Origin of the sequence: Sphingomonas phoenicis (genome assembly GCF_047238005.1) — a bacterium.
GTDB lineage: Bacteria > Pseudomonadota > Alphaproteobacteria > Sphingomonadales > Sphingomonadaceae > Sphingomonas.
In genome coordinates this window covers 332,114-345,138 of record NZ_JBDFMC010000002.1, presented here as the reverse complement: position 1 = coordinate 345,138, position 13,025 = coordinate 332,114, and the positions used below count along the sequence as shown (strand labels likewise).

Annotated in this window: 16 protein-coding genes and 1 pseudogene; 6 read left to right on the top strand and 11 right to left on the bottom strand. The window is 63.2% G+C overall.

Going from position 1 to position 13,025, the window contains the following annotated elements; translation table 11 throughout:
* Positions 1-9: 9 nt before the first annotated feature.
* Positions 10-2,532, top strand: coding sequence for a hypothetical protein (locus ABC319_RS02410; RefSeq protein WP_413068698.1), 2,523 nt, complete (start codon positions 10-12; stop codon positions 2,530-2,532).
* A 71-nt stretch (positions 2,533-2,603) separates the two neighbouring features.
* The gene (locus tag ABC319_RS02405; protein ID WP_413068697.1) at positions 2,604-3,260 is read left to right on the top strand and encodes a PEPxxWA-CTERM sorting domain-containing protein; all 657 of its coding nucleotides are present in this window, start codon (positions 2,604-2,606) and stop codon (positions 3,258-3,260) included.
* Between the two features lie 26 nt (positions 3,261-3,286).
* On the opposite strand, the gene ABC319_RS02400 is transcribed toward ABC319_RS02405, so the two are convergent.
* Positions 3,287-3,472 (bottom strand): hypothetical protein, encoded by a 186-nt coding sequence (locus tag ABC319_RS02400; protein ID WP_413068696.1) that lies wholly within the window; start codon positions 3,470-3,472, stop codon positions 3,287-3,289.
* A 44-nt stretch (positions 3,473-3,516) separates the two neighbouring features.
* Here ABC319_RS02400 and ABC319_RS02395 point away from each other — a divergent pair, with 44 nt between their 5' ends.
* Positions 3,517-3,777 (top strand): hypothetical protein, encoded by a 261-nt coding sequence (locus ABC319_RS02395; protein WP_413068695.1) that lies wholly within the window; start codon positions 3,517-3,519, stop codon positions 3,775-3,777.
* Between the two features lie 147 nt (positions 3,778-3,924).
* Here ABC319_RS02395 and ABC319_RS02390 read toward each other — a convergent pair whose 3' ends face one another.
* The 8 genes and pseudogenes from ABC319_RS02390 to ABC319_RS02355 all read right to left on the bottom strand — a co-directional run bounded on the left by ABC319_RS02390 (position 3,925) and on the right by ABC319_RS02355 (position 7,107).
* Positions 3,925-4,188, bottom strand: a complete 264-nt coding sequence (locus tag ABC319_RS02390; RefSeq protein WP_413068694.1) for a hypothetical protein — start codon at positions 4,186-4,188, stop codon at positions 3,925-3,927.
* A gap of 295 nt (positions 4,189-4,483) precedes the next feature.
* A complete protein-coding gene (locus tag ABC319_RS02385; RefSeq protein ID WP_413068693.1) occupies positions 4,484-4,861 on the bottom strand; it encodes a hypothetical protein in 378 nt (125 codons plus the stop codon).
* A 2-nt stretch (positions 4,862-4,863) separates the two neighbouring features.
* Complete coding sequence (locus ABC319_RS02380; RefSeq protein WP_413068692.1) at positions 4,864-5,112, bottom strand: hypothetical protein; 249 nt, start codon at positions 5,110-5,112, stop codon at positions 4,864-4,866.
* 46 nt (positions 5,113-5,158) lie between these two features.
* Entirely contained in the window at positions 5,159-5,368 is a 210-nt protein-coding gene (locus tag ABC319_RS02375) for a hypothetical protein (protein ID WP_413068691.1), read from the bottom strand.
* Between the two features lie 66 nt (positions 5,369-5,434).
* Positions 5,435-6,115: a hypothetical protein gene (locus ABC319_RS02370; RefSeq protein WP_413071760.1), complete on the bottom strand. Its 681-nt coding sequence runs from the start codon at positions 6,113-6,115 to the stop codon at positions 5,435-5,437.
* 13 nt (positions 6,116-6,128) lie between these two features.
* Positions 6,129-6,623, bottom strand: a pseudogene (locus ABC319_RS02365) (DNA cytosine methyltransferase); the annotation flags it as partial.
* On the bottom strand, positions 6,620-6,868 hold the full coding sequence (locus ABC319_RS02360) for a hypothetical protein (RefSeq protein WP_413068690.1): 249 nt from the start codon (positions 6,866-6,868) through the stop codon (positions 6,620-6,622). The gene ABC319_RS02360 and the pseudogene ABC319_RS02365, both read right to left, overlap by 4 nt.
* Complete coding sequence (locus tag ABC319_RS02355; protein ID WP_413068689.1) at positions 6,865-7,107, bottom strand: hypothetical protein; 243 nt, start codon at positions 7,105-7,107, stop codon at positions 6,865-6,867. The genes ABC319_RS02360 and ABC319_RS02355 overlap by 4 nt, the downstream gene beginning before the upstream one ends.
* Positions 7,108-7,363: 256 nt before the next feature.
* Here ABC319_RS02355 and ABC319_RS02350 point away from each other — a divergent pair, with 256 nt between their 5' ends.
* On the top strand, positions 7,364-7,780 hold the full coding sequence (locus ABC319_RS02350) for a secondary thiamine-phosphate synthase enzyme YjbQ (RefSeq protein WP_413068688.1): 417 nt from the start codon (positions 7,364-7,366) through the stop codon (positions 7,778-7,780).
* Between the two features lie 117 nt (positions 7,781-7,897).
* On the top strand, positions 7,898-8,512 hold the full coding sequence (locus ABC319_RS02345; protein WP_413068687.1) for a CC0125/CC1285 family lipoprotein: 615 nt from the start codon (positions 7,898-7,900) through the stop codon (positions 8,510-8,512).
* Between the two features lie 64 nt (positions 8,513-8,576).
* Here ABC319_RS02345 and secA read toward each other — a convergent pair whose 3' ends face one another.
* Both secA and ABC319_RS02335 read right to left on the bottom strand, forming a co-directional pair.
* The gene (secA, locus tag ABC319_RS02340) at positions 8,577-11,324 is read right to left on the bottom strand and encodes a preprotein translocase subunit SecA (protein ID WP_413068686.1); all 2,748 of its coding nucleotides are present in this window, start codon (positions 11,322-11,324) and stop codon (positions 8,577-8,579) included.
* Positions 11,325-11,409: 85 nt separating this feature from the next.
* Positions 11,410-11,670 carry a hypothetical protein gene (locus ABC319_RS02335; protein WP_413068685.1) on the bottom strand — a complete coding sequence of 87 codons (261 nt, stop codon included), beginning with the start codon at positions 11,668-11,670 and terminating at the stop codon, positions 11,410-11,412.
* Between the two features lie 113 nt (positions 11,671-11,783).
* Here ABC319_RS02335 and argJ point away from each other — a divergent pair, with 113 nt between their 5' ends.
* A complete protein-coding gene (gene argJ, locus ABC319_RS02330; protein WP_413071590.1) occupies positions 11,784-13,004 on the top strand; it encodes a bifunctional glutamate N-acetyltransferase/amino-acid acetyltransferase ArgJ in 1,221 nt (406 codons plus the stop codon).
* Positions 13,005-13,025 lie beyond the last annotated feature (21 nt).

Below are 13,025 nucleotides of genomic sequence, written 5' to 3'. Positions count from 1 at the left end.
AGAACAGCGATGGCCATTTCTCAAAATCAGTCGTTGACGGCGCTTAAGACGGCACTGCTCGCCGTGGCTGATACGCTGTCACCGGTCGAAGGCGTTACACTTTCACCCAATCCGGTTACCTTCACGCCCGTCACCAGCAGCAGCACGGGGCGCATCGCCGCCGACACCGGATCGCGGACGCACGTCGCCTCGATGATCGTCGGGAGCAGCGCAAGCACGTTGTTGCAGGTCCTGAACGATTCCGCTGATCAGTACGCCCTGTTCTTCAGCCAAGGTACCATAACCGGCGCTACTGCTTTTCAGTTGAAGCGCCGGCTCATCGGCAACGACTACGACTACAACGCGGCGTTGAATGTCAACTGGCCTCGGACTCTGGTGTCAGGCGACAAGATCGCATTGATCGTCGCCGGCGACCCAAAGCTAGTTACTGTCGAACTCAACGACACGCTTGTCTGGGGTCCGTACAAGGCCACAGGCGCGGGCGTCAACGACGTATGGGATCAAGAGTTTCCGTCAGGCACTACCTTTGCAGGTGCCCGCAGCAATGCCGGCGCAAGGCCTGTCACGGTCGGCCGCATCGAGACGGGGACGATCCTGTCGGGAACGTCGCTCTACACGTCCGGCGAGTTGGTCTTTACTGCCAGCTACGTTGGAAGCCCTGATGGTTTCCGTGCCCGTGTGGTCAACGCGACCGATGGCACGCAGATCGTCGGTTGGGCGAACGCCACGCTGAAGTCGACGACCGGCGCGGGCAACGCAACGGCATCGATCACGCCGACCATCCCCAGCGCGAATGCAGGCACCGATGTTGTGCTTGAAGTGCAGCACATGAAGAACGGCTCGCCTGTCGCAAACACGGTTGGCCGGCAGACGTACTACGCCCGCCCGACGTTCACGCCGTTGGCTGTCGGCTACAACGCGACGCGATCGGTCGCAGGCAGGAACCTTCTGTTCCGCGACATCATCAAGGAGGGCTTCTACGACGGCAACCAGTACAACATCCCCTTCGCCGATATTCGCGGTTCGGGATACATCGCCGCGCCAGCCGGCAGCACACTGGCGATCAACAATTCGGACGGCACATGGACGATGACGCGCAACAGCGACGGCACGCGCTATGACTGCACGTTCACTGGCGATGGCTCCCAGCGGTCGTTCGTATTCGGCTCGGGCGGTATCCCGTCGTTTCTGAAGTACTACCCGAATAACGCAGACCCTGACAGCGTGAACGCAGGCATCCTCCCGGCGTTCACGGCGGCCGATCTGGGCGGCGGTATTCGCGATCTGGAAATTGGCGGCGGTGCTAACTATCAGGCGCCACAGACCATCTTCCTGACAGCAGACAACCGTGCGAAAGTCAGCGATTTCAACTATGTCAACGGCACGCCAACCCTTACCCCAGGGCAGCCCGCGCAAGGTCATCCCAACGCTGACGGCGTGCCTTTCGAGAAGCTGGTGACGCTTGCCAATCAGCTTTACGCGGCGAACTCCAACAACAGGCACTTCGGCCACATCATACCGTACCACGTCACTGACGATTACGTTTCTGCAATGTATACGTACATTCGGGACAATCTTAATCCGAACATCTTTTGGTACGACGAGTTCGCAAACGAGCGGCCTTGGAACTACAACAAGGAGCGCCCGATTTTTGAAGGGACGAAGGCCGGACTGAACGATGGCACGGCGTATCCCAATCTGCGCTGGTTTCCGGGTCTCACGCCCAACGGGGTAGGACAGGGACCTGCCGCACAGACCGGCGACATCATTCAGGTGAGCCTATACGGCTCGGATGGTCATGGGGGCATTCAGCCGGGCGGCATCTCTTTCTGGCGAGCCAAGGCTAATGTTGCCGCAGGTACAGACATCTACGCGGGCTCGTCGTCCAGCTGGGATCGCTTGGATACGCTGAACAATGGCGGTTATGCCGCTGGTCAGAAGCAGCTTGGCAAGCGCAGTGTCGAGGTCTGGACGATCGGTCGCGACATCTTCGGGGCAACGGCGTGGAATGCGCGCATGCGTCCGACGTTGTGCGGGCAGGCACGCTCGACGAGTTTGGACGGTCTGGCGCCGGAACTGAACGTGACGGGGTTCATGGACTTGGTGCGTTGCATCGGGAACAGCGCGTACACCTACGACAACATTGATGTGGGCAGCTCCTCGGTGACGCCGGACGCCATGTATCTGGGTTTCGTCGGTGATCTTGAAGGCGACCATCAGGTACGTGTTGCCAAGTGGACCGATGCCGTTCTTCGGTCGGGCAAGCAAGGTTACTGGTACGAATGGGGCCTGCACCCGAATGTGTTCTCGGGAGGTAGCGCTTCCTACAACTCGGCATGGTACACATTGCAGGCGCAAACCCGCATCCGTGAGCTGGATCGGCTGCTGGCAAGAAACATGAAGCGCCACGCAACTGGTGCGGCCTATTACTATCAGCCGTTCTTCGGAAACGAGTGGGGCCTGCGCCGCAACGGCTACGGCGACACCACGTCGCCCCGCTGGCTGGGTCACAAAGAGGGACTCGCCAGCTGATTGACGGTTAAGGTGTTGATAACCGATACCTCCCTGATGCGGGTCGCATGATTCGCTACAGGGAGGTTTCAATGCGATTTTTCACCAAGGCGGCTTTGCTCGCCACAGCGGTATGCGCAGCGTCCGGCGCACAGGCTGCGACCTACGTCAGTTATGAGATACGGACGATCGGCTCGGGAGCCGCGATAACCGACACTGGCCCGTTTGGTCCGCCTGCGTCTTATAACGAATACGCCAACGCAATCTTCAACTTCGTGCTGAATCTGGATCTCTCATCTCAGACCGCCACGTCCGAGACTGTTTCCACAGGAGCAGTCGGGCCCGGTGTTTTTGCCGGTGGTTCTGTATTTGGGATGGCCACCGAAGGCGTGCTGACACTGCGGCAGGAAACAGTCGGCCAAATCGGCAACGGAAGCGGCATCTTCTCCGCGACGATCTGCCCGACAGGAACAGGCAATCGCTTGCCTCTCGGGTCCGTCCAGACGAACGGCTGCGGCGACGGTCGTTCCATCAGCCTTGATTTTGTCGGATCGGCAGGGTTTCGAAACACCTATCGAGGTGCTGTCCAGTTTGTACAGGGTTCGGTTTTCCAAGCTGACAATGCCGCGACTGGGTTGGTCAGGATTACCCCCGGCGTCCCCGAGCCCTCGACCTGGGCGCTGATGCTCGCCGGCTTCGGTCTGGTCGGCTACTCGCTCAGAAGGCGCGCCAAGGTAGCCTTCGCCTGATCTACCGGGGCCGGTGCGATCGGCCCCTACCCCTTCAGCGCCTGAAGGACAGACACCGCATACTCGCGGAACAGCGACTGCCACGTAGCCCCGGCCTCGCTCCACGGCACGTCCTCGGCCATCCGCTCGACTCGCGCGTTCCAGGTATACTCGGCCAGATGCTCGATCAGGGCATCATCGTCGTTGCTGGTGCATAGACGGCAGCGCGCCATCGCGAATCTCTTGCGTTGTTGTTCCTGATACGTTCCATAGCAGCATGACGCAGCGGGAGCGAATCAAAGTGGAGCTGGCGGTGACCGTGCTGCGGCAGACCATGGCCAAGGATGCGGATCTGCGATCGGAAGCAGTACGTCTCGCGCTGCGGGTGATCTGGCCGCACTGCCGCGAACGGTGGCCGCTGGTGTCGTACTGGGAGGCTGGCGGCAACGACCACGAGATCGGCCGGCGCCAGTCAATGACCGCGGCGTTCAACGGCATTGTGCACCAGCTGCGGCAGGCGGGCGCGTACCGGGGTTAGATACCCGAAAGCACGAACTACCCGGAATTTCCGGGTAGTTGCCCTTCACCTCGTCAGCAACCACCCGATCATCCCGACCAGCCCCACCACCAGCACCGCGGCGACGAACAGCAGGCGGCGGGCGCGGGCGTCGTCCATGTCCCTACCCTACCCCTCACCGGTTTGGGTTGGTAGTGGGGATTGAAGTCCCACCATCCTGCCGATCGCGATCTGCACATCATGCAACGCTCGTTGATATGACTGAGACGAGAGCGAAGCGGGGCTGGTGCGTAAGTCTCTGATGATGCCGACGACAGCCGCGCGCGTTAGAAGGTCTCCATCGGCCTCACCGCTGACTAATCGACGCATCCGCTCTCGCTCGATCGGAGTCAGCCCATTCAGGCGGCGCTGCATATCTTCGATGACGCTCACGCCCCCTCTCCCTTCTCTACCGTATCGGAAGTGGAAAGGGCGGTGCGGGCGCGTAAGAGGGAAGCTGCACGCGGTCGGTCCATGGTCCAGTCCTGAGGCCAGCAGGTAAGTTCGCTGCCGTCTTTCCGCGTGTAGATCAGTTTCGACGCAGCTGAGTTTTGCCGTACCGAAACAAAGCCGTCCTCTGGCGGATTGAACAGTGCGATCTCGATCTCAGCATCAAGCCGATTGCTGATGCCAGAGCCTCGCTCGACCCTCTCCGCTAGCCCTACTAGGGGTTCTCTGGTGGCTCCTGTCATCGGGCGATGCCGCTATCGCGGCCCGCGCTGTTGCCTTCGGTCGAGCCCGTGCCGGTCTCGCCGGCTTCGCCGCTGCCATCGCTATCGCGGGCAAGGGCTTTTGCAAGAACGGCACGTAAAGCAGGATCGTGCTGCGGCGGCGAACACCAGTCGCACCGGCGAGTGCAGAGGCATGTACCCTCGCCTTCGTCATAGGTGTCACACTGCCAATCCCACGAGCAGCCGTAGGTGAACCCCTCGCCACTGCAATTGGCGCAATCGTTATCCTCGTAATCGTCGCGCGAGGGATCGAAGCCCGTAGGGTGAAGACCCGCAGGGGCTTCATCGCAGACGAGAGCCCGGTCCGTCAGGACGCGCCCAAGATCATCGGTCACAATCAGTCTCCCTCATAGAGGTCATCAGGGGTGGGGGAAGAGAGGCGGGTCCGACCCATCGGGCCGCACAACTCTTCGATCAGCGGCGCATAGTCGCGCACCCGCCAGCGCCCGACCATCGGCAGCGACGAGGCGCGGTGCTTCGGGATGCTGCGGTCGGAAGCGATGCGATCCCGGCCGATGTAGCTGACTGCTGCGACTGGATGGTTCTTGCCTAGCCGCATCACAGCATGGAAGCGCTCGTGCATCATCGATCCCCCCCCCATCGACTAAGGCGGGAGAGGTAGGACTGGTGGGTCATGCTGCCGGCCAGTACGCAATGATCTCGACTGCCCGCACGTGAGGAGGGTCATCCGGATGATGGCCCCAATCCCATCCATCGGAATAGAGATCAGAAAGCGTGCCATCACGAAAGAGAGCGGCCCCTCCCTCCCAATCGGCTGGCGGCTTATCTCCGCCGTGCCACGGCTTCATTCCAGCCGGCGTGCGCAACAGTATTTTCTTCATGCTACGGCTCCTGCGAGGCGGGCGATCATGCTGCGATCCGATCATGAATAGCCGCCATCGCCTGCTCTACTCGCTGGATGGCGCGACCGATGGCTTCTGGGATTTGCGGGACGACGGCGTCGCCGAACGCCTCGACGACGAGGCTGGCAGCAGACTGCGCTTTTCCATCGCCGACTTGAACGCGCGTGCCAGCCAGCCAGGCGGAAAGCCCATCATCCAACCGTAGGTGGTCGGCAAGGTGTGCGAGGGACCAGTCAGTCCCGCCTCGGTCAGCATCGCCGCAATCTGCCGGGCATAGGCCCACTTCCCGTCCCGCAGATACGTCGGCACGTTCGGTGACTTCACCTTGCCCCCGCTCATCACCCCCAGACTGCCCTTGTGGTCGCTCGCAAGAGGCGTCGGCATTTTCGCCCAGCCCTCCATGTCGCCACGGTAGCGGCCCGCATCCAGTCTCTCGGCCACAATCTCGATGAGCGGCCCCATGGCAGGGTAAATTACTCCCTTGGCCTTCAAGCCTGGGTTGCTCTGGCCTGTCATCTGCGAACTGGCGATCGGCGTCGGCAGCATGCCCGCATGGCGCGAGGGGTATCCGTTCAGCTGGGACAGCACGTCGCCCCGAAACCCCCGATCCGCATCCGTCTTGCGCGGGGTCGCGAGGATCTGACGAAACGGATGGGTCGAACCCGAACCTCCTCCCGCACCATCCCTCATGCCGTCCGACGCCATCGGCGTCGGCAACTTGTGCAAGGTCGCATCCGATGAGCCATGCCCGAGGACGCTCGTGGTTGGCGCCGATGTCTCCAGCACGAACCACGACCGGCCAGCAGGCGTAGCCGATTGCCTCCAGCGCAGCGATGACGGCGTCAGCTCCCCGAGTTCGGAGATTAGCGCTGTTCTCAAGAGCGAACCAACGAGGGCGGCACTCTCCGATGATGCGGATGGCTTCGAAGTAGAGGCCGCTGCGCTCGCCTTCGACGCCCTTGCCCTTGGTGTTGGCGCTGCTGATGTCCTGACACGGCGGGGAGCCGACGATGATGGTGGGGAGCCGCCCCAGATCAGCGAAAAGTCGCTCTGCCGTGAGAGTGCGGACATCGTCATAAACCTTCACACCGGGGTTGTTTTCGGAATAGATCGCGCGTCGCCACGCCTCGACCTCGCACGCCGCCATCGTCCGGTAGCCAGCTCGGTGCATGCCGAGCGACCAGCCGCCAGCGGCTGCGCTGAACAGGTCCAAGACCTCAACAGGGGCAGTCACAGCATACCGTCCAGCAGCTTGTCCGCTGCCTTCTCGACCCGCTTCCAGACCTTCGCGTCGTCGTGACGCTCGCGACCAGTGGCGATCACGTGCTGGCAGCACTGCTCGGCCTGCCGAAGGACGTTTCGAAGCTTGTCGATCTGGCTGATGGTCGCCCGAGCGCCATCGCGCATGATCTGGTCGTCGGTGCGGGTACCGCCCATCATCTTCTCGATAACCTGCGATTGCGTGATGCCCTCGCTCATGCTGCGGCTCCCGACAGGCGGACAGAGGATGTGCGCAGGTAGTCGATGAAGCTCAGGCTGCTGTCGGCATCTAGCCATGCTTGGTAGCGTCGTTGACCCCGCGTCAGCTTTGGCGGGGCCGGGCTATGCGCGGCGACGTAGGTTCGGCCGGCATCGGTGGCATGGAACAGGTCCATTCCGCCGAACGGCAACGACGCCCCATCACGCCGGGTCATCAGCCCCTCGGCTACCAGCGCCATGCAGGTCGGGTGATCGTCCGAGCCTTCGCCAGTCACGAAGTGTGAACGGTACTGCTCGCCTCGCCCGTACTGATCGACGCCAAGCGCGTGCTGGAGTACCTCTAAATGGCGCGGTTGGAGGTTAGACAACTCGCCGGGGCGCGGCGGAAAACCTACCCCGTATCGGGTCGGGTGAGACACACCAAGCGGTTCAGATTGCCCGCTTGTTTCATTCCTACTCAGGGAGCCACCCCGTCCGCTTCGGCGTTGGACGGGTATGCGGCAAGCCAGTACCCAGATCGTCATCCCGTCTCGCGGCCCCGGCCTGATCGAGATCACCCGGCAGGTGGTCGACTGGATCGACGGTCTTGGCTTCGACGAAGGGCTGCTGACGCTGTTCTGCCGCCACACCTCTGCATCGCTGCTGATCCAGGAGAATGCAGCGCCGGCGGCGCGCCGCGATCTCGAGAGATATTTTGCCCGGATTGCACCAGAGGGCGGCGACTATGAGCACGACGACGAGGGGCCGGACGACATGCCCGCACATCTCCGTGCCTCGTTGACGGCGACGTCTCTCTCCATTCCCCTGGCGGAGGGACGGCTGGTTCTCGGGACGTGGCAGGGCATCTACCTGTTCGAGCATCGGCGCGCCCCGCATCGGCGCAGTATCGCGCTGCATCTTATGGGTGAATGAGCGCCACGAGTTCACCGGTTGTTTTCTGAACGGGAGCCATCTTGTTCATCGCTCGTTCCACCAGTCACGGCTAATGAAAGGCGGTTCGCCGCATTGGGCGCGAACGGAGATGTCGAAATGGCTTTTTCACCCGGCCGTAAGGCCATCGTGGCGGCCCTTGCCGCCAGTACCCTGTTGGTCGCCGGCTGCGCGACCGAGACGCGTTACCGCCCGGCGACCGGCCAGGGTTTCAATCGTGCCGGATATAGCGATCGCCAGATCGAGCCGAACCGCTTCCTGGTCAGTTTCGCCGGCAATAGCGTCACCGCCCGCGATACGGTCGAACGCTATCTGTTCTTCCGGGCCGCCGAACTGACGTTGCAGCAAGGCTTCGACTATTTCGTCATGGCCGATCGCGACACGAACCTTCAGTCGCGCACCTATTCGACGCCGGGCGCCTTTGGTGGCGGGTTCGGATATGGCGGCTTCGGTGGCTTCTGGGGCCCGTCATGGCGGTATTACGGACGCGGGTTCGGCTGGCGGAGCTGGGATCCGTGGTTTGGCGGCGGCCTGGGTCCATGGGGTAACGATTTCGACGTGCGGACGATCGACCGTTACGAAGCGACGGCGGAAATCGTGATGCGCAAGGGCCCGATTCCGCGCGACAACATCCGCGCCTTCGATGCCCGCAAGGTCGTCGAGTCGGTCGGGCCGTCGGTCGTCTTGCCCGATCAGCCTCAACGACGCGGCTGAAGCCGGACGACGGTGGATGAAAAAGGCCGGATCACCCCAGCGGTGATCCGGCCTTTTTCGTGCATCAAGCGACCGCTACGTTGCCGTGACAGTGCTTGTACTTGCGGCCCGATCCGCACGGGCACGGACTGTTGCGGTTCACCCGGCCCTCCCATTCGGCAGGATCCTCTCCCAAATCGGCCAGTTCCGGCCGCGGTATCTGAAGCGGCGGCAGCGTCGTCGTGACCAGACCCAGCGATCCTGCGTCGATATCGCGCGTATTGTCCTCGCCGGTCAGCGGGTCGAAATGCGTCGTCAGGAAATCGGGAAGCGGCGGCAGTTCCGGTGCGGGATCGTATTGGAAGTTCGCATGCGCAATCGTCCGGGTCACATCCTCGCGGATGACGTCCAGCATGCGCTGGAAGAGCGAGAACGCTTCCTGCTTGTACTCGTTGATCGGCGTTTTCTGCGCGTAGGCGCGCAGGTGGACGACCTGACGCAGGGCGTCCAGTGTCGCCAGATGCTCCTTCCAGTGGTGGTCCAGATGCTGGAGAAGGATCGACTTCTCGACCTGAAGCCACGTCTCGGGCTCGAGTTGAGCCGACTTCTCGGCGACGGCGGCATCCGCGGCGGTCTGGATGCGCTCGTCGACGATCTCCGGATCGATCGCCTCCTCTTCCAGCCACGCCTCGATCTGCACGTCGAGGTTCAGCACCTCCTGCAATCGCGTGCGCATACCGGCGATGTCCCACTGCTCCGGATAGGAGTTGGGCGGGCATGCTTCGCCGACGATGGTGTTCACCGTCTCCGCCCGCATGTCGGCGACCATGTCGTCGACAGACTCGGCATCCATGATGTCGGCGCGCTGCTCGTAGATGACCTTGCGCTGGTCGTTCATCACGTCGTCATATTCAACGACCTGCTTGCGTATGTCGTAGTTGCGGGCCTCGACCTTCTTCTGCGCCGTCTCGATCGCCTTCGTCAGCCACTTGCTGCCGATCGCTTCGCCATCCTCCATGTTCGACCGCATCATCCGCGCGAACAGCGTGTCGGGCCCGAAGATGCGCAGCAGGTCGTCGTCCAGCGACAGGTAGAAGCGCGACAGGCCCGGGTCGCCCTGTCGTCCCGAACGGCCACGCAGCTGATTGTCGATCCGCCGGCTTTCATGGCGCTCGGTGCCGAGCACGAACAGCCCACCGGCGGCGAGCACGGCCGCCTTCTCTGCCGCGATCTCCTCACGGATCGTGGCGGCGCGTGCCTCGTATTCGGGCGTCCCCGCGATGAGGTCGGCGAACTCGTCGCCCATCCGGAATTCCAGATTGCCGCCCAGCTGGATGTCGGTGCCACGTCCCGCCATGTTGGTCGCGATCGTGACGGCGGAGCGGCGCCCCGCCTGCGCGACGATGTGCGCCTCCATCTCGTGATGGCGCGCGTTCAGCACCTTGTGGTCGACGCCTTCTTGGGTCAGGAATTCGGACAGCATCTCCGACTTTTCGATCGACACCGTGCCGACCAGCACCGGCTGGCCCAGGCTGGCATGCTCGCCAATCTTCTTGGCGATCGCACGAAACTTGTCCTGCGTGTCCTTGTAGAACTCGTCTTCCTCATCGACCCGCTGGACGGGAACGTTGGTCGGGATGGACACCACGTTCATCTTGTAGATGTCGAAGAACTCGGCCGCTTCGGTGGCGGCGGTGCCGGTCATCCCGCCCAGCTTGGGATACATGCGGAAATAGTTCTGGAAGGTGATCGAGGCCATGGTCTGGTTCTCGGGCTCGATGTTCACGCCCTCCTTGGCCTCGACCGCCTGGTGCAGGCCCTCTGACCAGCGGCGTCCATCCATCATCCGGCCGGTGAACTCGTCGATGATGATGACCTTGTCGTCCTTCACAAGATAATCGACGTCGCGCTTGAACATCATGTTCGCGCGCAGCGCCTGGTTCAGGTGGTGGACGACCTGGGTGTTCTCGAAGTCGTACAGGTTCTCGCCCTGGAGCAGCCCGGCCGCCTCCAGCATCCGCTCGGCGCGCTCCGTCCCGTCCTCGGTCAGGATGATCGACTTCTGCTTCTCGTCCTTCTCATAATCCTCGGGATTGAACTGCTTCACGACCGCGTCGACCAGCTTGTACAGCTCCGACTTGTCGTCCGTCGGGCCGGAAATGATCAGCGGGGTACGCGCCTCGTCGATCAGGATCGAATCGACCTCGTCGACGATCGCGAAATTGAACGGCCGCTGCACCATCGAACTGCGCTCGTACTTCATGTTGTCGCGCAGGTAGTCGAAGCCGAACTCGTTGTTCGTGCCATAGGTGATGTCCGAGGCATAGGCATCGCGCCGCTGCTGATCGGTCAGGTTGGGCACGATCGTGCCGGTGGTCAGCCCCAGAAAGCCGTACACCTGCGCCATCCATGCCGCATCGCGGCTGGCGAGATAGTCGTTGACCGTGACGACATGGACGCCGGTGCCCGGCAGCGCGTTCAGATAGGTTGCGAGCGTCGCCACCAGCGTCTTGCCCTCACCCGTTCGCATCTCGGCGATTTCGCCGCGATGGAGCACGATGCCGCCGACCATCTGGACGTCGTAATGGCGCTGGCCCAGCACACGCCACGCCGCCTCCCTCACCGTCGCAAAGGCTTCCGGCAGAAGGTCGTCCAGCGTGGCGCCGTTCGCCAGCTGCTCGCGAAACTTGACCGTCTGGGCGGAAAGGTCCGCGTCGGACAGCGCCTGCAGCGTCGGCTCGAAGCTGCCGATCTTCGCGATGATGGGGTTCAGCGATTTGACGTAACGGTCGTTTGACGATCCGAAGATCGACTTGGCGAGGCCACCGAACATGGGCGGAATTCCTGGATATGAAGGATATGCGGGCCCGCTCGGCGGAACCCTGTCACGAAGGGGATGAAGGCAAGACGCGCCGGCGCTACTCGCGCCGGCGGTCCGCCCAGAGCGGGATCGCGACGGCGACAAGCGGCGCGGCCACGATCGGCCAATCGCCGGCGGTCGTCGAGATAGACGGCAATGCCGCCACCGGTCGCGATGGCGCGGGGAACGCTGCCTTCACCGTCGCCGCCGGGGTGGCGACGGCACCCGCCACCGCCTGCACCGCGTTCGGCGCCCGCACGCCGCCGCCGATACCCGCAAGTGCGGAGAAGAGCGCGGACAGGAGGAGGAGCAGGTTCATGCGTCGCCGGACATAAGGATGAGAGATTGAACAGTCCATCCCGCACACATGGTTACCGGAGTCTTGCGGCGTCGACGCTGGCGCGGGGCCGCCGCTCGCTCTATCGCGCGGGGATGACCATCTCTCCGCTCGCCCGTCCGTTCCCCGCCATCCCGCCCGTCGCCGGTGTCGAGCTTCGCGTCGCACGGGCGCACTACAAGAACTGGGATCGCTGCGACCTGACCTTCGCGGCGCTGGCGGAAGGTACGGTCGTCGCGGGCGTCCTGACCCAGAGCAGATGCCCGTCGCCAGAGGTGGAGTGGTGTCGCAAGGCACTGGTCCTCGGCAATGCACGTGCGCTGGTCGTCAATGCGGGCAATTCGAATGCGTTCACAGGGGACCGCGGAAGACAGGCCGTCGAGGCGATCGCGGCGCGCACCGCCGCGAACTGCGGATGCATGCCGTCCGACGTGTTCGTTGCGTCGACCGGGGTGATCGGTGTACCGTTGCCGATCGACAGGGCCGAAGCGGGGCTGGACGCCGCCTTCGCTGCCGGGCCTTGCGGCTGGCGGGAAGCGGCCGAGACGATCGGCACGACGGATACCTATGCCAAGGGCGCGTACACCACGGCGATCGTCGATGGCCGCACGATCACTCTGGCCGGCATCATCAAGGGATCGGGGATGATCGCACCCGACATGGCGACGATGCTGGGCTTCATCTTCACCGACGTCGCGATCGAACCGGCTTTCCTGCAGGCGGCCCTGACGGCCGCCAATGCTCCCAGCTTCTCGTGCATCACCGTCGATGGTGACACGTCGACCAGCGACACCGTGCTGGCATTCGCCACCGGCGCGGCGGGCAATGCCGTCCTGATCGATGAGGACAGTGCCGGCGCCGATGCGTTCCGGGCCGCGCTGGACGATCTCTGCCGCCAACTCGCGCTGCTGGTCGTGCGCGACGGCGAAGGTGCAACCAAGCTGATCGAGATCACCGTCGAGGGTGCCGAGAGCGATCGCAGCGCGCATCGCATCGCGATGAGTATCGCCAATTCGCCGCTGGTGAAGACGGCCATCGCCGGCGAGGACGCCAATTGGGGCCGTGTCGTCATGGCCGTCGGCAAGGCGGGCGAACCGGCCGAGCGTGACAGGCTGGCCATCCGCTTCGGTGCGACCCAGGTTGCCGAGGCCGGGTTGGCGGTCGCCGGGTATGACGAGGCGCCGGTTGCCGCGCATCTGAAGGGTGACGAGGTCGAAATCGGCGTGGATCTCGGACTGGGAGAGGGGCGCGCGACGGTGTGGACCTGCGACCTGACCCATGGCTACATATCGATCAACGCCGATTACCGCAGCTGAAGTGATGCCGATCGGCTGCTG